Annotated in this window: 18 protein-coding genes; 12 read left to right on the top strand and 6 right to left on the bottom strand. The window is 62.6% G+C overall.

Annotated features, from left to right (window positions below; genetic code table 11):
- Nucleotides 1-102 precede the first annotated feature (102 nt).
- The 5 genes from IB272_RS05430 to IB272_RS05410 all read right to left on the bottom strand — a co-directional run bounded on the left by IB272_RS05430 (nucleotide 103) and on the right by IB272_RS05410 (nucleotide 4,182).
- The gene (locus IB272_RS05430) at nucleotides 103-1,071 is read right to left on the bottom strand and encodes an adenosine deaminase (protein WP_060580513.1); all 969 of its coding nucleotides are present in this window, start codon (nucleotides 1,069-1,071) and stop codon (nucleotides 103-105) included.
- Nucleotides 1,068-2,288 carry a phosphopentomutase gene (locus tag IB272_RS05425; RefSeq protein WP_060580514.1) on the bottom strand — a complete coding sequence of 407 codons (1,221 nt, stop codon included), beginning with the start codon at nucleotides 2,286-2,288 and terminating at the stop codon, nucleotides 1,068-1,070. The genes IB272_RS05430 and IB272_RS05425 overlap by 4 nt, the downstream gene beginning before the upstream one ends.
- Nucleotides 2,289-2,429: 141 nt before the next feature.
- Complete coding sequence (locus tag IB272_RS05420; protein WP_060580515.1) at nucleotides 2,430-3,017, bottom strand: TadE/TadG family type IV pilus assembly protein; 588 nt, start codon at nucleotides 3,015-3,017, stop codon at nucleotides 2,430-2,432.
- Between the two features lie 11 nt (nucleotides 3,018-3,028).
- Nucleotides 3,029-3,652: a TadE/TadG family type IV pilus assembly protein gene (locus tag IB272_RS05415; RefSeq protein ID WP_060580516.1), complete on the bottom strand. Its 624-nt coding sequence runs from the start codon at nucleotides 3,650-3,652 to the stop codon at nucleotides 3,029-3,031.
- A gap of 116 nt (nucleotides 3,653-3,768) precedes the next feature.
- Entirely contained in the window at nucleotides 3,769-4,182 is a 414-nt protein-coding gene (locus IB272_RS05410; RefSeq protein WP_034805079.1) for a pilus assembly protein N-terminal domain-containing protein, read from the bottom strand.
- Nucleotides 4,183-4,439: 257 nt separating this feature from the next.
- On the opposite strand from IB272_RS05410, the gene IB272_RS05405 reads away from it, so the two are divergent.
- The 10 genes from IB272_RS05405 to IB272_RS05360 all read left to right on the top strand — a co-directional run bounded on the left by IB272_RS05405 (nucleotide 4,440) and on the right by IB272_RS05360 (nucleotide 13,541).
- On the top strand, nucleotides 4,440-4,625 hold the full coding sequence (locus IB272_RS05405) for a Flp family type IVb pilin (protein WP_060580517.1): 186 nt from the start codon (nucleotides 4,440-4,442) through the stop codon (nucleotides 4,623-4,625).
- Between the two features lie 33 nt (nucleotides 4,626-4,658).
- Nucleotides 4,659-4,844, top strand: coding sequence for a Flp family type IVb pilin (locus IB272_RS05400; protein ID WP_060580518.1), 186 nt, complete (start codon nucleotides 4,659-4,661; stop codon nucleotides 4,842-4,844).
- A 123-nt stretch (nucleotides 4,845-4,967) separates the two neighbouring features.
- Complete coding sequence (locus tag IB272_RS05395; RefSeq protein ID WP_060580519.1) at nucleotides 4,968-5,480, top strand: prepilin peptidase; 513 nt, start codon at nucleotides 4,968-4,970, stop codon at nucleotides 5,478-5,480.
- A 121-nt stretch (nucleotides 5,481-5,601) separates the two neighbouring features.
- Nucleotides 5,602-6,411 carry a Flp pilus assembly protein CpaB gene (gene cpaB, locus IB272_RS05390; RefSeq protein WP_034805067.1) on the top strand — a complete coding sequence of 270 codons (810 nt, stop codon included), beginning with the start codon at nucleotides 5,602-5,604 and terminating at the stop codon, nucleotides 6,409-6,411.
- Nucleotides 6,408-7,985 (top strand): type II and III secretion system protein family protein, encoded by a 1,578-nt coding sequence (locus IB272_RS05385; protein ID WP_060580520.1) that lies wholly within the window; start codon nucleotides 6,408-6,410, stop codon nucleotides 7,983-7,985. The genes cpaB and IB272_RS05385 overlap by 4 nt, the downstream gene beginning before the upstream one ends.
- A 56-nt stretch (nucleotides 7,986-8,041) precedes the next feature.
- Nucleotides 8,042-8,737: a CpaD family pilus assembly protein gene (locus IB272_RS05380; protein WP_113135473.1), complete on the top strand. Its 696-nt coding sequence runs from the start codon at nucleotides 8,042-8,044 to the stop codon at nucleotides 8,735-8,737.
- A gap of 18 nt (nucleotides 8,738-8,755) precedes the next feature.
- The gene (locus tag IB272_RS05375) at nucleotides 8,756-10,042 is read left to right on the top strand and encodes a CpaE family protein (RefSeq protein ID WP_060580521.1); all 1,287 of its coding nucleotides are present in this window, start codon (nucleotides 8,756-8,758) and stop codon (nucleotides 10,040-10,042) included.
- 17 nt (nucleotides 10,043-10,059) lie between these two features.
- Entirely contained in the window at nucleotides 10,060-11,526 is a 1,467-nt protein-coding gene (locus IB272_RS05370) for a CpaF family protein (RefSeq protein WP_060580522.1), read from the top strand.
- Between the two features lie 8 nt (nucleotides 11,527-11,534).
- Nucleotides 11,535-12,545: a type II secretion system F family protein gene (locus IB272_RS05365; protein ID WP_060580523.1), complete on the top strand. Its 1,011-nt coding sequence runs from the start codon at nucleotides 11,535-11,537 to the stop codon at nucleotides 12,543-12,545.
- 9 nt (nucleotides 12,546-12,554) lie between these two features.
- Nucleotides 12,555-13,541, top strand: a complete 987-nt coding sequence (locus tag IB272_RS05360; RefSeq protein WP_034805049.1) for a type II secretion system F family protein — start codon at nucleotides 12,555-12,557, stop codon at nucleotides 13,539-13,541.
- A 168-nt stretch (nucleotides 13,542-13,709) separates the two neighbouring features.
- On the opposite strand, the gene IB272_RS05355 is transcribed toward IB272_RS05360, so the two are convergent.
- Complete coding sequence (locus tag IB272_RS05355) at nucleotides 13,710-14,534, bottom strand: tetratricopeptide repeat protein (RefSeq protein ID WP_060580524.1); 825 nt, start codon at nucleotides 14,532-14,534, stop codon at nucleotides 13,710-13,712.
- Between the two features lie 131 nt (nucleotides 14,535-14,665).
- Between IB272_RS05355 and IB272_RS05350 the strand changes: the two genes are divergently transcribed.
- A complete protein-coding gene (locus tag IB272_RS05350; RefSeq protein ID WP_060580525.1) occupies nucleotides 14,666-16,057 on the top strand; it encodes a M17 family metallopeptidase in 1,392 nt (463 codons plus the stop codon).
- Between the two features lie 87 nt (nucleotides 16,058-16,144).
- Nucleotides 16,145-16,495: a MarR family winged helix-turn-helix transcriptional regulator gene (locus IB272_RS05345; RefSeq protein WP_034805040.1), complete on the top strand. Its 351-nt coding sequence runs from the start codon at nucleotides 16,145-16,147 to the stop codon at nucleotides 16,493-16,495.

Raw genomic sequence — 16,495 nt, 5'->3', positions numbered from 1 at the left:
ATTTTTTGTATCCGTCCTTTTTCCATGGAATGCGCCGTCGCCGCAAGGGTATTGGCCGACCGGAGACCGTCATCCCCAGCCGGCAAATCGCGACCTGTACCCCTAGATCCGCGTCAGCAACCGCTGGCGCGTCGCCTCGTCGACAAAGGCGGCTTCGATCGCGGTCCTGGTCATGCCGTTGATCTCATCGTTGCTGAAGCCCATCACCGCGGAGGCGATGTCGTATTCCTGGGCGAGCGAAGTGTGGAAGAACGGTGGGTCGTCGGAATTGAGCGTGACGCGCACGCCGGCCTCGTGCAGGGCCCGCAGCGGATGCGACGCGAAATCGGGGAAGACCTGAAGCGAGATGTTGGAACCGGGGCAGACCTCGAGCACCACACCCTCATCGGCGAGGCGCCGCACCAGATCCGCGTCTTCGATCGCCCGCACACCGTGGCTGATGCGCGACGGGCGCACGTGGTCGAGCGCGTCGCGAACGCTGAAGGCGCCCGAGAGCTCGCCCGCATGGATCGTCAGCCCGAGGCCGGCGTCGCGTACGATATCGAAGGCGCGCGCGAAGTCGGCGACCTTGTGCATGCGCTCTTCACCGGCAAGGTTGAAGCCGGTGACGAACTTGTGTTCGCGCCTGGCGGCGAATTCGGCTGTCCTGATCACCGATTCCGGGCCGAGATGGCGGATGCCCGTGATCAGCATGCGCGATTCGATGCCGGTCTTCTGCCGGGCCGCTTCCATGCCGGTGGCAAGACCTTCGAGATAGGCGTGGGCACCCAGGCCGATCGTGTTGCCGTGGTCGGGCGAAACGATGATTTCGCTGTAGATCGTTCCGGCTTCGGCAAGTTCGGTCAGATAGGCTTCCGCGAGCAGCGCGTAGTCTTCCTCGGTCTTAAACAGTGAGGCGATGGCGTCGTAGCATTTCACGAAGCTGGTGAAGTCTTCCCAGACATAGGCCTTGTCGCGGATGATTGCGCTGGTGTCGACGCCATATTTCTCGGCCTGGGCCAAAGCCAGTTCGGGCGGCGTCGCACCCTCGATGTGGCAATGCAGTTCCGCCTTCTTCAGATGTGCGGTCAAATGAGGCTTCTCCCATGGTGCCCCGGCGCGATGCCGAGATGCTTGGCGACGGTTTCGCCGATATGCGTGAAGGTATTGGCAATGCCAAGCGAGCGGCTGCGCAGGGACGGCCCGAACATTAGCACCGGCACGCGCTCGCGCGTATGGTCGGTACCGCGCCAGGTCGGGTCGCAGCCATGGTCGGCCGTCAAGATGACGATGTCGCCCGGCTGCAGGCGCCGGTCGAGATCGGGCAGGCGCGCGTCGAAGGCCTCGAGGGCAGCCGCATAGCCGGCAACGTCGCGACGATGGCCGTAGAGCATGTCGAAATCGACGAAATTGGTGAAGACCAGGCTTCCGTCCTCGGCCTCGTCGATGGCTGCAATGCTGGCATCGAAGAGCGCCATGTTGCCATCGGCCTTGGTCTGCTTGGTCACGCCCTGATGCGCGAAGATGTCGCCGATCTTGCCGATGGCGTGAACCGTGCGCTCGGCCTCCACCAGCCGGTCGAGGATCGTCGGCTCCGGCGGCAGCACCGAAAAGTCGCGCCGGTTGCCGGTGCGCACAAAAGTCTGCGGGCTCGCGCCGACGAAGGGGCGGGCGATGACGCGGCCGATATTGTAGTGGTCGAGTAGGCGGCGAACGATCTGGCAAAGCTCGAGCAGGCGGTCGAGGCCAAAACTCTGCTCGTGCGCTGCGATCTGGAAGACCGAGTCCGACGAAGTGTAGCAGATCGGCTTGCCACTGCGCATGTGCTCCTCGCCGTGGCGGACGATGATATCGGTGCCGGAGGCGTGGCAGTTGCCGAGAATGCCGGGAATGTTGGCCTCGCGGCAGATCGCTTCGACAAGCTCCGGCGGAAAGGCGTCGCCTTCGGCGGAGAAGTAGCCCCAGTCGAACATGACGGGTGTCCCGGCGATTTCCCAATGACCGGAGGGCGTGTCCTTGCCGCGCGATACTTCGCTCGCCGCGCCATAGGCGCCATAGACACGATTGGGCACCGGCATGCCCTGGGGAATGGTGCCGGTCGCAAGCTTTGCCGCGTGGATCAGGCCAAGCGCGGACATGTTCGGCAGGCTGAGCGGGCCCTCGCGCAATCCGGGCCGGTCGGCAGCGCCGATAGCGCAGAACTCGGCGATATGGCCAAGCGTGTTGGCACCGAGATCGCCGAAGGCTTCGGCGTCCGGCGCTCCGCCTATGCCAAAGGAATCGAGAACGAATAGAAAGGCACGCGCCATGATGCACCTGACAGCGGGCGCGCGGCGATCGCGGCCCGAGACCTCCGGAAAAGCGCAGGCACGCCCGCTAGGGCACCCGCGCAATCTCGAAGGGATAGCGCCGCTCGTTGCTCAATGCAATTGCGCCGCATGTCTGTCCGATCAGCAATCCGAGCATTTTATCGGCTGGGAGAGGCGTGCGTGGAAGTAGGCCGTCTTGGAGAGATCGATGGTCTTTGCCGTCGCCTGAAGGTTGGGCGCATAGAGCAGGAGTTCGTGCGGCACGGTCAGTTCCGTGCGAATGACGAAGGAGTTGGTCGCTGTGAACTGGGCGGGCAGGGAGACCTTGGTATTGACGGCATAGGGCGTGCCGCCTGCCTGATCGCGCGACCACAGGATCGTGCCCTCATTGGTGTTCGTGACCGCGATGCCGCTGATCTTCAGCGTGTAGTTGGCGTTTCCGTAGGGCGCCAGGATGCTCTTTGCGATGTTCGGCACGTTGGCGAGGAAGGCCTTGTTGACCTCCGTCTGCTGCGCGACGACGTCGGCCGTAGCGCTTGCGGCGCGCGCGGTCTTGCCGGCAACGGTAAAACCGACCGAGAGTTCGAAGGCGCCGAGATAGGCCATCACCAGCAGCGGGGCGACGATCGCGAATTCGACCGCACCGACGCCGCTTCTGTCGCGCCGCAGCGCGCCAAGTGTCTTGTTGATCGGCTTGAGGCGCAGGATTTCAAACGCGGAATACGGCATCGCGGGGCGCCTCACTCGCTCTCGTTTCGGAAGGTGGCGGTCGCCACCATGAGATAGTCCTTCGGCATGCTTGAGCCGGCGGGCCGCAGGTTGGTGATGAACGGCCTGACGAGGTCCGTGAAGACGCTCCAGCGATAATAGGCGCGAACCACGTTGAAGGAGCCGGGGCCGCCAGGGGCAAACTTGAAGCCGGTCGTGTCGATGTCGGTGGAATCGGCCTTCCGCGGGATCAGCACGGGAAACTTGCTGAGATCACTGACCGCTCTGACGTCCAGATAGAATTGCGAGGGTAGGCCGGCTTCAGTGGCCGAGCACTTCATCAGGACCGAGATCTCGTCGCAGAACGCCTGGCGGAACTGAGCCTCGCTCATGTCGGTCTGTTTTCCCTGCTGGAAGGTGATCTGACCGGTGCGGACCTTGCGCGCCATCGTCTCCGTCGCATTCGCCAGGAGCTGGTCGCCGTAGAAGGCGGCGAAGGTTTCGAGCGAGGCGAAGATCACCACGAAGAAGGGAAGCGCGAGAATGGCGAACTCGATGCTTGTCGTGCCTTTGCGGTTGCGAAGGAAGCGGCTGAAAATGCCTTTTCGCCTTTTTTCGGCCCCGCTCGGCCGCCATGTTGCCTGCTCGATGTTCATTGCGCCGTCCCATCATGTTACGCCAGACGGGCGGCAGATTATGGAGCAACCATTGATATTTCGTTCTCAGGGATGGTGCGCATTTTAACGAACCACGCGCTTCGAACCCATAAAAATCAATTGGTGCTACCTGTGGTTTTGCGTTCCGCGTGACGCTCGCAATTTGGTGTGCAGGAGAGCACGGTGCGGGACGTTTGTTTATAGACGCGCACGGTGTTACCTTCGTCGATCGACACCAGGATCCGCTCGTCGACGATGGCGTTTCCGTCCTGATCGAGGATGACCAGGTTGGTGGTTCCGAAGTTGCGGCCGGTAATGACGATCGTACGGGCGTCCGCAACCGTCGCGTCCGCCACCTCGGCATTGCCGATGATGACCTTGCTGACCGGGCGATCGAGCTTCAATACGCGCGCATGATCCATATACACGCGCATCATGTCGCTTTCGGCCGCGGCGGCAACCGATGGGGCGAGGGCGGCGATCGCGAATGCGAATATGGCGGCTCGGCCGGTCGCGAATGGCGTGGTCATGGCGGGTCCCTAGGTGGTGTTCATGCCATACTCACCGGTCTTGGTGAACGAACCGTTAAGTCGGTCCTATTGAGGCTTTGCGGAGGCTTCGCCGTTTTCTGTTCGTTTACCCAATAATCAGGGATGCTTCGTTAACCTTCAGGTAACCGCCTTCTTTAAGTTGATGGCAATGCGCCAGGACTAGTTTGGGGTTCATCCGATCAACGGCAACAGTTGGCGGAAGTGCTGAACAACAAACGTGAAGTAGGAGAATCATCATGAAGAAGATTTTTGCCCGTCTGATGAAGGACGAGTCCGGCGCGACCGCCATCGAGTATGGCCTCATTGCCGCGCTCATCTCCGTTGCCCTGATCGCAGGCGCAACGACCCTCGGCGACCAGCTGAATTCCGTATTCAGCAGCCTCGGCACCAAGATGACGACTGCCGCGACCGCAGCAAAGTAATCGGGCTGACCGCCTCGAACGGAGGGGATTTCGATGAAGTCGATTTTCTGCCGCTTGCTGCGGGATGAGTCCGGAGCGACCGCGATCGAATACGGCATGATTGCCGCCCTCGTCTCGGTGGCGCTCATTGTCGGTGCAAGTTCGCTCGGCAATGCGATTAACGCCACGTTCAGCGGGGTCGAAACAACGGTTTCGACGAGCACGGCCGGAAAACTGTGATGATCCAGCTTTCGTAGCGGATCGACGATGGAGCCGCCCCCGAAAAGGGCGGCTCCATCGGTATCTATGGATCCTGCGATCGGATCTCAGATCGCGTGCATCTGATTTCGGGAGGCCGTGAATATGACTGAAGCCGCCATTTTCGTAGTCTTTCCCTTTTGCCTGGGATTTGCGGCGTTTTCCGACCTGCTGACGATGACGATCCCGAACCGTGTTTCGGTGATCCTGCTTGGTGCCTTTTTCCTGGTGGCGCCAATGTCCGGCTTGGGGTTCGCCGAGATCGGCCTGCATGTGCTCGCGGCCGCCGCAGTCTTTGCCGCATGTTTTGCCCTGTTTGCGACGAACGTGATGGGCGGCGGGGACGCGAAGCTCCTGACGGCCTGCGCCATCTGGTTCGGCCTGACGTCGTCGTTGACGGCCTTCCTGCTCTATGTCTCGATCTTCGGCGGCGTGCTGACGCTCGCGGTGCTTTTGTTGCGCCAGCAGGAGGATACGCTCCTTGCGAGCGGCATTCCTTTCCCGCAGCTTTTGCTCACGGCCAAGAAAATTCCTTACGGGATCGCGATCGCGCTTGGGGGCTTTGCCGCCTATCCCTCGTCGCCGCTTATGGAGGCGGCCTTCGCGCGGCTGACTTGAGAGACCTTTGGGCCGACTGGTCAGCTTTCGTTAACTGCGCTCATAAGTAATCCGTTAACCATAATTACACCAATTCCTGATCAATCTGAGCCTGGCATTTTTTCGGGGCTCGGAAACAATCATGAAACCGGTTCGCATCATCATACTGGCAGTGGCCGTTCTCTCGGCTGCGATGGCCGGTCTTTTGGCGATGAGGCTGACGGGCGCGCCTGCGCCGCAGATGGCTGAACCGGTCGTCGAGCGTGCCCCCACCGTCAACGTGCTTGTCGCCAGCAAGAGCCTGCCCGTCGGATCGCGACTGGGCGGCGACAGCATCCAATGGATGGCTTGGCCGAAGGACGGTGTGGTCGATGGCATCATTACCGAAGAAAATCAGCCGACCGCGATCGATGATCTGAGCGGCGCGGTCGTGCGTCTGCCGATCTTCAACGGCGAACCCGTGCGCCACGAAAAGGTGGCAGATTCGTCCAGCCGCATCATGTCGTCGCTGCTGCCGGCGGGCAAGCGCGCCGTTGCGACCGAAATCACGGTCGCAACCGGTGCCGGTGGCTTCATCCTGCCGAACGACCGCGTCGACGTGATCATGGTGCGCAAGGGTGACGGCGAACTCTACCTGACCGAAACCGTGCTCAGCAATGTGCGTGTGCTCGCGATCGACCAGCAGGTCGAGGAAAAGGATGACGGCACCAAGGCGGTGGTTGGAACCACGGCCACGCTGGAACTTACGCCCGACCAGTCGAAGGTGATGACGGTTGCGCAGCAGATGGCGGAACGTATTTCGCTGGCGCTCCGAAGCGTCGCCGATGCGCAGGAGTCTGACACGGACGCCGCGGACTATCTGCTGAGCGGTGACGGCCAACCGAACATTCAGGTCATCAAGTCCGGCTCCATCGTCAAGGGCGATGGAACGGTCGGCCAGACGCAGCAATGACAGACACGAGCAGGAACCAGGTGAGAACGGGGCATAAGGTGAAACGGAGCGGAAACAAATTTCGGGCGTCTGTCGCAGCCGGCCTATCATTCTGCCTGGCGGCTACCGGCATGTATCTGCCGGCGCCGACGGAAGCTTTTGCCGGCGCGTCCTCGGTCGTCCGCATAGTCGAAAGCGGCCCCGGCGTGAAGAAGAAGGTCAGCCTCGGTTTGAACAAGGCCGTAGTCGTCGATTTGCCTGCAGACGCGCATGATATCCTCGTTGCCGACCCGTCTCTCGCCGACGCCGTGACCCGTACGTCGCGGCGCATCTACCTCTTCGGCAAGTCGGTCGGCCAGACCAACATCTTCGTCTTCGGTCCCAATGGCGAGGAGATCGTCTCCCTCGACATCGAGGTCGAACGCGATGTCTCCAGCCTTCAGTCCAACCTGCGCCGCTTCATTCCGGACGCCGATATCAATGTCGAGATCGTCTCGGACAACATCGTGCTGACCGGCACCGTGCGCACACCGCTCGATTCCACCCGTGCCGTCGACCTTGCCAAGGCCTTCCTTCAGGGCGGTGAGGCGACCACGCGCAACATCACGGCCCAGGGCAACAATGGTGACGCCGATATTTTCGCCGAAGACCGGCAGGTGTCGCAGATCGTCAATCTCCTGACCATCGATGGCGACGACCAGGTCAATCTCAAGGTCACCGTGGCCGAGGTCAGCCGCCAGGTGCTGAAACAGCTCGGCTTCAACGGCCGTGTTGGCGACGGCGAAAGCGGGATTGCTTTCCGAAACCCGGCCAACCTCGGCGATGCGGTCGGCGTCGGCGTGAACGCGATCATCAACAAGACGGTCGGCGGCACGGTGATCTCCAGCTACATCAACGCGATGGAGCAGGCCGGCGTCATGCGGACGCTGGCTGAGCCAAGCCTGACGGCGATTTCGGGCCAAGAAGCCAAATTCTACGTCGGCGGCGAGTTTCGCCTGCCCGGAACCCAGGAAGTCACGACTGATGACAAGACCGGCGAGGAAAAGGTTACACGCGAAGTCAACGATGTCGAATACGGTATCCGCCTGAACTTCAAGCCGGTCGTCCTCGGCCCCGGGCGCATCAGCCTGAAGATCGAGACGAATGTCTCCGAGCCTACCTACGAGGGATCCGTCGTCACCGGCAACGGCAAGAACGCGATCCCCGGCAACACCTTCCTCGGCATCCGCAAGCGTGAGGCATCGACCAGCGTCGAACTGCCGTCCGGTGGTTCGATCGTGATCGCCGGCCTGGTTCAGGACAACATTCGCCAGGCGATGTCTGGCCTGCCGGGCGCTTCGAAGATCCCGGTCCTCGGCACGCTGTTCCGCAGCAAGGACTTCGTGCGCAACGAGACCGAACTGGTCATCATCGCCACGCCCTATCTGGTCCGTCCGGTTGCCAGAAGCGCGATCTCCCGGCCTGACGACAACTTCAATCCGGCCAACGATCTCGACAGTTACTTCCTCGGCCGCGTGAACCGCATTTACGGACGGCCGGAAGCGACCGCTCCGGCAGGCCGTTACCACGGCAACGTTGGCTTCATCTACAAATAGGCTGGGTCATGACGCTTCGAACCGATTTCCACGTGAATTCCGAAAGGCCGAACGCCATGTCCTCAGGTCCGTCCGGAACATTCATCCGTCGCACGAGCCGGGCAGCCGTCCTGGTGCTGGCCGGTGCCCTGCTTGCCGGTTGCGGCACGAGGGACAATCTGGCGACCGGCTCCATCCCCGACGACTACCGCACCCGGCATCCGATTGTGCTCGCCGAAGGGGAACGCGTCATCGATATCCCGATCGCCTCGGGCGATCGCCGCCTTACTCAGGGCACGCGCGATGTCATCGCCGGTTTTGCGGCCGACTATCGCAACTCGGCAAGCGGCGTCGTGCAGATCATGATGCCGCGGGGCGCTGCCAACAGCCACGCCGCCCAGGCGATGCGCCGGGAAATCCGCGGCGTGCTGGTGAATGCCGGCGTATCGGCCAAGAGGTTGCTGGAGACGAGCTACGACGCCGGACCCTATGGCGACGCGGCCCCTATCCGTCTGAGCTATGTGGCGATCACGGCGCAGACGGGACCTTGCGGCACCTGGCCGGAAGACATGAACCTCAACACCATGGAAAACAAGAACTACTACAACTTCGGTTGCGCCTCGCAATCGAACCTGGCGGCCCAGCTTGCCAACCCGACGGACCTCCTCGGTCCGCGTCAGATGTCGCCGATCGACGCCGAGCAGCGCGGCCAGGTGATCACGGATTGGCGTGGAACCGAGAAGAAGGACGGCACGGTCATCACCTTCAACTGATATCGGCTGGATGAAAAGATGAGTACCATCGATTACAGGATCGAGACTGGGACCGAGGGGGACGACCCGTCCTTCGATGCGCGTATGAGCGATCTGGAGCAGGTTCGTCCGTTGCCGCGGATTTCGATCCACGCGTTTTGCGAAAGCAACGCGATGTTGCGGCTGATGGAGCGGTGCGGCCAGGATCGGCGCATGGCGAAGGTGAGCCTGCGCATCAACAGCGGCAGCATCGATGCCGCCGCCAACATGTTCGCGACCGTATCGACGCCCAACCTGATCATTCTCGAGACGGCGACGGAACCGCGTTCGCTGCTGACCGAACTGGCACCGCTGGCGGAAGTCTGCGATCCCAGCACCAAGGTGATCCTCGTCGGCAAGCACAACGATATCGGGCTCTACCGCGAACTCATCCGCAACGGCATTTCCGAATACATGGTCGCGCCGGTTTCGATGCCGGACATTCTCACTGCCGTTTCGGCGATCTTCGTCGACCCGGATGCCGAACCCTTGGGGCGAAGCATCGCCTTCATCGGTGCGAAGGGCGGCTGCGGATCGTCCGTGATCGCGCACAATTGTGCCTGGGGCATCTCCAGCCTGTTCTCGACCGAAACGATTCTCGCCGATCTCGACTTGCCCTATGGCACCGCCAACATCGATTTCGACCAGGATCCGCCGCAGGGCATTGCCGAGGCGGTCTTTGCGCCGGAGCGCCTGGACGAGGTGTTTCTCGACCGTCTGCTGACCAAGTGCTCCGAGCACCTGTCGCTGCTGGCGGCACCTTCGATGCTCGACCGCGCCTATGACTTCGAGACCGGGGCTTTCCACCCGATCCTCGAGATCCTGCAGCGCAGCGCCCCCGTTTCCGTTCTCGACATTCCGCACCTGTGGACGGACTGGACACGGTCCGTGCTCGGCGAAGCCGACGAGGTGGTGATCACGGCGATCCCCGATCTTGCCAGCCTGCGCAACACCAAGAACCTGCTCGACGCCCTGAAGAGGCTGCGCCCCAACGACAAGGCGCCCCACCTGGTGCTGAACCAGGTCGGCATGCCGAAGCGGCCGGAGATTGCCGCCAACGAGTTCTGCGATTCGCTGGAAATCGAAGCCGCGGCCATCATTCCCTTCGACGCGGCTCTGTTCGGTAACGCTTCGAACAGCGGGCGGATGATCGCCGAAATCGACAAGAAAGCGCCGGCCGCTGAAACCTTCTCGCAGCTCGCACATCTTCTGACCGGCCGCGTGACGATGAAGAAGGCCCGGCGCGGCGGCCTCGGCAAGATGCTTGCAGCGCTCGGCAGGAAATAGGAAGTAGGATTACGCAGATGTTTGGCAAGCGCGGAAACGAAGGCTTCGGCAAAGGCGGCGGCACCCCGGTTTCCGCCCCTCCGCCGATCGTGGCTGCGGTGCAAGCGCCGGTGGTCGAGCGCGCCGTGCCGGTACTCGCCGATACGCCCTCCGCCAGCGCCAGAGTGCCGACGCCCGCCCCGCCGGCAAGACGGCGGCAGGCGCGGACGGAAGACTACTACGACACGAAATCGCAGGTCTTCTCCGCGCTGATCGACACGATCGACCTGTCGCAGCTCGCCAAGCTCGATACCGAGAGCGCGCGCGAGGAAATCCGCGATATCGTCAACGACATCATCACGATCAAGAACTTCGCGATGTCGATCTCCGAGCAGGAGGAACTGCTCGACGATATCTGCAACGACGTTCTGGGTTACGGTCCGCTCGAACCGTTGCTTGCCCGCGACGACATCGCCGACATCATGGTCAACGGTGCCGGCCAGACCTTCATCGAAGTCGCCGGTAAAGTGCAGGAATCGGAAATCCGGTTCCGCGACAACGCGCAGCTTCTTTCGATCTGCCAGCGCATCGTCGGCCAGGTCGGCCGCCGCGTCGACGAATCGAGCCCGATCTGCGACGCCCGCCTGCCGGACGGGTCCCGCGTCAACGTCATTGCCCCACCGCTCGCCATCGACGGCACGGCGCTGACCATCCGCAAGTTCAAGAAGGACAAGCTGACGCTCGAGCAGCTGGTCCGCTTCGGCTCGATCACGCCAGAGGGCGCCGTTCTCCTGCAGATTATCGGTCGCGTCCGCTGCAACATCGTCATTTCGGGCGGCACGGGCTCGGGCAAGACGACGCTTCTCAATTGCCTGACACGCTATATCGACACGGATGAGCGCGTGATCACCTGCGAAGACACGGCCGAACTCCAATTGCAGCAGCCGCATGTCGTGCGCCTCGAAACCCGCCCACCGAACATCGAAGGCGAAGGCGAGATCACCATGCGCGATCTCATCAAGAACTGCCTGCGCATGCGCCCCGAACGCATCATCGTCGGCGAAGTGCGCGGCCCGGAAGTCTTCGACCTGTTGCAGGCGATGAACACCGGCCATGACGGCTCGATGGGAACCATCCACGCCAACACGCCGCGCGAATGCCTGAGCCGCATGGAATCTATGATCGCGCTTGGCGGTTATACGCTGCCGGCAAAGACCGTGCGCGAGATCATCGCCGGATCGGTGGACGTGATCATCCAGGCGTCCCGCCTTCGCGATGGTTCCCGCCGCATCACCCACATCACCGAGGTGGTGGGCATGGAAGGCGACGTGATCATCACCCAGGACCTGATGCGCTACGAGATCGATGGCGAAGACGCCGGCGGGCGGATCATCGGCCGCCACATGTCGACCGGCATCGGCCGGCCGCACTTCTGGGATCGCGCGCGCTACTTCAACGAGGACAAGCGACTGGCCGCGACCCTCGACGCGATGGACAAGGGCTAGGAGCTGCGATGTTCGGGATAGACATCACCGTTCTGGCGCTAGCGGCCCTCGTCGCCATATCGGCGGCGGCGCTTGCCTACGGCCTGCTGTTCTCGCGCATCGAAAGCGAAAAGAAGGCGGAAGGCCGCGTGCGCAAGATCAGCGCGGCGGAAACCGACCGCGCCAAGATGAAGGCCGCGCGCGACCGCGTGAGCGAACTGTCGAAACGGCGAAAATCCGTCCAGGATTCGCTGAAAGAATTGGAAAAGAAGCAGCAGGAACGCTCGGCAAAGACAGCGCCCTCGATGAAGGTGCGTCTCACCCAGGCGGACCTGTCGATCTCCATCGGGCGCTTTTATCTGTTCAGCGCGCTCTTCGGCTTTTTCGCCTTTCTGGTCGTGCTGATACTGGGCGCCGGGCTCCCCATTGCCGTCGGCTTCGGCCTGGTCGCCGGGCTCGGCCTGCCGCGCTGGTTCATCGGCTACCTGGTCAATCGGCGCTGCAAGAAGTTCCTCGAGGAATTCCCGAACGCGCTTGAGGTCATGGTCCGCTCGATCAAGTCGGGCCTTCCCTTGAACGACGCGCTACGTCTCATCGCCGCCGACGGCCAGGAGCCGGTCAAGACCGAGTTTCGCCGCGTGGTGGAATCCCAGCAGGTGGGCCTGAGCGTGACCGAAGCCTGCGCCCGTATGGTCAACAGCATTCCCCTGCCGGAGGTGAATTTCTTCGCCATCGTGATCGCCATCCAGGCGCAGGCGGGCGGCAATCTCTCGGAAGCCCTAGGCAACCTGTCGAAGGTCCTGCGCGAGCGCAGGAAGATGAGAGCGAAGGTCAGTGCCATGTCGATGGAAGCCAAGGCCTCGGCCTGCATCATCGGCGCCCTGCCGTTCATCGTCGCGCTTTTGGTCTACCTGACATCGCCCGCCTACATGATGGTGCTTTTCACCGACCCCCGCGGTCATCTGATCATCGGTGCCGGCCTGTTCTGGATGAGCATCGGCATTTGGGTGATGCGCAACATGATCAACTTCGACATCTGAGGGGCGTCGATGAGCACTGACCTGATCAAGACCCTGACCGATCCCAACGTCGTCGTCGCCATTCTGGTTTCGCTCGCCGTGCTCGCAACCTTCTATTCGCTGATCGTGCCGCTGTTCGATCGCGGCGATCTCGGCAAGCGGATGAAGTCCGTTGCGACCGAGCGCGAGCAGATCCGGGCGCGCGAACGCGCGCGGCTTGCCGCCGAGGTTCAAAACGGCCGGGCAAGCCTGCGCGGGCAGAACAACGCCTCCATCCGCCAGGTCGTCGAACGGCTCAACCTGCGCTCGGCGCTCGTCGACGATAATACCGTCAACCGGTTGAAAATGGCCGGCTTCCGTTCGCAGAACGCGCTCAACACCTTCCTGTTCGCGCGCTTCTGCCTGCCCTTCCTGTTTCTGCTCGTCGCGCTCGTCTATATCTTCGTACTCGGCAATTTTGCCGACAAGCCGCTGATGGTGCGGCTCTTCTTTGCGATCGGCTTTGCCTATCTTGGCTTTTATGCGCCGAACATCGTCGTGGCCAACGCCATCACCAAGCGCCAGGCGTCGATACGCCGGGCCTGGCCGGATGCGCTGGATCTCCTGCTGATCTGCGTCGAATCGGGCGTGTCGATGGAGCTCGGCATGCGTCGCGTCGCCGACGAGGTGGCATCGCAATCGCAGCAACTGGCGGAAGAGCTGGTGCTGACGACGGCGGAACTGTCGTTTCTGCCCGAGCGCCGGGTTGCACTTGAAAATCTCGGACAGCGCACCGGCCTCGATGAGGTGAAATCCGTGGTCCAGGCACTGATCCAGGCGGACCGCTACGGCACGCCGATCGCTCAGGCCCTGCGCGTGCTAGCGCAGGAAAGTCGCGACCAGCGCATGACGGCAGCCGAGAAGAAGGCGGCTGCCCTGCCGCCGAAGCTGACTGTACCGATGATCCTGTTCTTCCTGCCGGTGCTGGTCGCCGTCATCCTTGGACCCGCGGGCATCCAGGTCGCCGACAAATTCTAGGCAGCGGCGCCGCTGTCGGCGCTCTACAAACATGGGTTCGAAAACCGCTTGCGCGGTGGCGGACAAAGGCATGCCGCGCAAATGTGCGCGGCTGCCTTGCGGACGACGGTAGCGGTAGATGGGAAGCGCTAGAGGGACCAAGAGCGTCTCTGAAGAACGCGGCGCGCCTTAGTTGGCGAGCTTCTTGTCGTCGGCCTTGGCGAGCTCTTTCCATGCGCCCTGCTGCGACAGCATTGAGCGCAGATAGGCGACGTTCGCTTCCGCCTGCTCGCTGGAAAGCTCCTGGCGGGCGATCGTCTCGGCTTCCTGGAAGCGGCCCTGAAGGCCGACGGCGAGCGCGAGGTTCTGGCGCACGCTGCTGTCGGCGCCGGGCTGGCTTGCCGCCGACTTGAGATAGGTTTCGGCGGTACGAAGGTCCTTGGTCAGAAGATAGGACATGCCGAGATTGGAGAGTACTGACGGCTCGTTCGGCTTGAGGTCGAGAGCCTCGCGGTAGCGCAGTCGCGCCTCCTGGGCGCGGCCCAGCTGGTCGAGGATTGCGCCCTCGGCCGATTTCAGCTTCCAGTCCGGACGGTCGGGTGTCTGCGCCCGGCCGATTGTCGCAAGCGCCTGCTCGAGCTGACCGGCGGCGGCCTGTGCCTTGCCGTAGGCGCCGAGCACTTCGCGGTCCGACGGATGGTTGATCGCGACCTGCTGCATCACCGCAAGCGCCTGTTCATTGCGGCCGGTCATGCGCAGGAGATTGGCATAGTTGAGGCCCGCTTCGCGATCCTTGGGGTTCTTTTCATAGGCCTGGCCGATGCTTTCGGCAGCGGCCGAAAGCTCAGGCGCGGTCATCGACTGCACCGGTTTTGACGTTCTGGAGATCGACCCCGTCGTCAGTTCCTTCTTCGGCTGGTTGGCGCAGCCGGCAAGCGAAAGCGCCACCAGCGCGATTGCCGCGCCCCGCAAGAAACGGGCGTGTCTCGAGGATGAGGTCGTATATTTGGCCATGTGTGTCCCCAGCATGCATTCGCGCACCTGAACTTCAGACAACACCGGCGCAACTTTCACTCCAGCAATAATCTGTTAACCCTAACAGAGCGTTAATGGCGCGATTCCATCTCTGTCAGCCGAGGACTTTCATGGCTCCCTATCAGTTCATCGAGCGGCCGTCGCCGTTCAACACCAGCGCCGGCAAGACCCTGCCGATCTTCGCCGTCACGCCGGCGCATATCGAGACGGGGACGATCGACCCGATCGCTTTGGACTGGGCGCGCAAGGCAGGCTTTACGGCCGAGTCCGGCGCGGTGTTGTTGATCCCGTCCGCCGACGGCCATCTTGGCGGCGCGCTCTTCGGCCTCGGCAGCAACCCGTCGGAAGCGCCGTTCCTCGCAGGCAAGCTGGCGCGGGCGCTGCCGGCCGGCAAATGGCATATCGAAACGGCACCGCTGACGGCCAACCGGCTGGCGCTCGGCTACGGCCTCGGCTCCTATCGCTTCGAGCGCTACAAGTCCGCCAAGGGCGAACCGCCGACGCTGCTCATCCCCGCCGATGCGGACGCGACCGACATCAAGCGCCAGCTCGCTGGCGTGTTCCTCGCCCGTGACCTCATCAACACGCCGACCAACGACATGGGACCGGAAGCGCTCGAAGGCGCGTTCCGCGCGCTTGCCGCCCACTACAAGGCCGATGTTTCGGTCATAACCGGCGAAGCGTTGCTGACGCAGAACTTCCCGCTGGTTCACACCGTCGGCCGCGCCAGCGCCGAGGCTCCGCGCCTGCTGGAGCTACGCTGGGGCAAGAAGGGCCACAAGAAGGTAACGCTCGTCGGCAAGGGCGTGTGCTTCGATACCGGCGGTCTCGACATCAAGCCGTCGGCCTCCATGCTGCTGATGAAGAAGGACATGGGCGGTGCCGCCAACGTCCTTGGCCTGGCGCTGATGATCATGGACGCCAAGCTCAAGGTGGACTTGCGGGTCATCGTGCCGGTGGTCGAAAACTCTATTTCCGCCAATGCCTTCCGGCCCGGCGACATCTATCGCAGTCGCAAGGGCCTGACGGTGCAGATTGACAATACCGATGCCGAAGGCCGGCTGATCCTTGCCGACGCGCTCGCCTATGCCGACGAAGAGAAGACGGATCTGCTCGTCGACATGGCGACGCTGACCGGTGCCGCGCGCGTCGCGCTCGGTCCGGATCTGCCGCCGTTCTTCACCGACGATGCCGATCTCGCCCATGATCTGACGGAAGCAAGCCTCGAGGTCGACGATCCGATGTGGCGCATGCCGCTCTATAACGGGTATGACAAGGATGTCTCGGCCCGCATCGCCGACCTCACCAACGCGCCTGCGGGCGGCATGGCCGGATCGATCACTGCGGCACTCTTCCTCCGGCGCTTCGTCACCAACGCCAAGAGCTGGGTCCATTTCGATATCTTCGGCTGGGCTCCGTCCGAGCGCCCGCATTCGACGGTTGGCGGGGAGGCGCAGGCAATCCGTGCGCTTTACCAGCACGTTCAGAAGATGACGAGGTAACCGCAACCAGGCGTAACCGGCAAAGAAACGCTTGCGTAACGATCCGCCGCTATCGTGGCGGATCAGTATCACGCGTAGGAGCCGCCATTGCCGATCGAGCTAACGCCCTCCCAGGCCCTCGGGCTTTGGCATTCGGTGTCGCTCGCCCAGGTTCGCGTCGACAGCCGCGACCTGACCTTGCGGCAGCTGGCGATCCTGCTGCACATCTACCTCGTGCCGCCGCCGCACACCGTGCGTGGATTGGCGGCGACGCTTGGGGTCACCAAGCCGGTCATCACCCGCGCTCTCGACACCATGGGAGCGCTTGGACTTGTCGATCGCACCCGCGACGAGCGTGATCGCCGCAACGTCGTCATCAAAAGGACAGTCGAGGGTGCTCTCTATCTTGAAAAATTCGGTGACCTGATCATTGATCAGGGCCGCAAGCAGCTGAAGTGA

It is taken from the genome of Ensifer sp. ENS08, assembly GCF_014852195.1.
GTDB lineage: Bacteria > Pseudomonadota > Alphaproteobacteria > Rhizobiales > Rhizobiaceae > Ensifer > Ensifer adhaerens.
The sequence above is the reverse complement of the archived record's forward strand: the minus strand, read 5'-3'. Positions and strand labels throughout refer to the sequence as shown.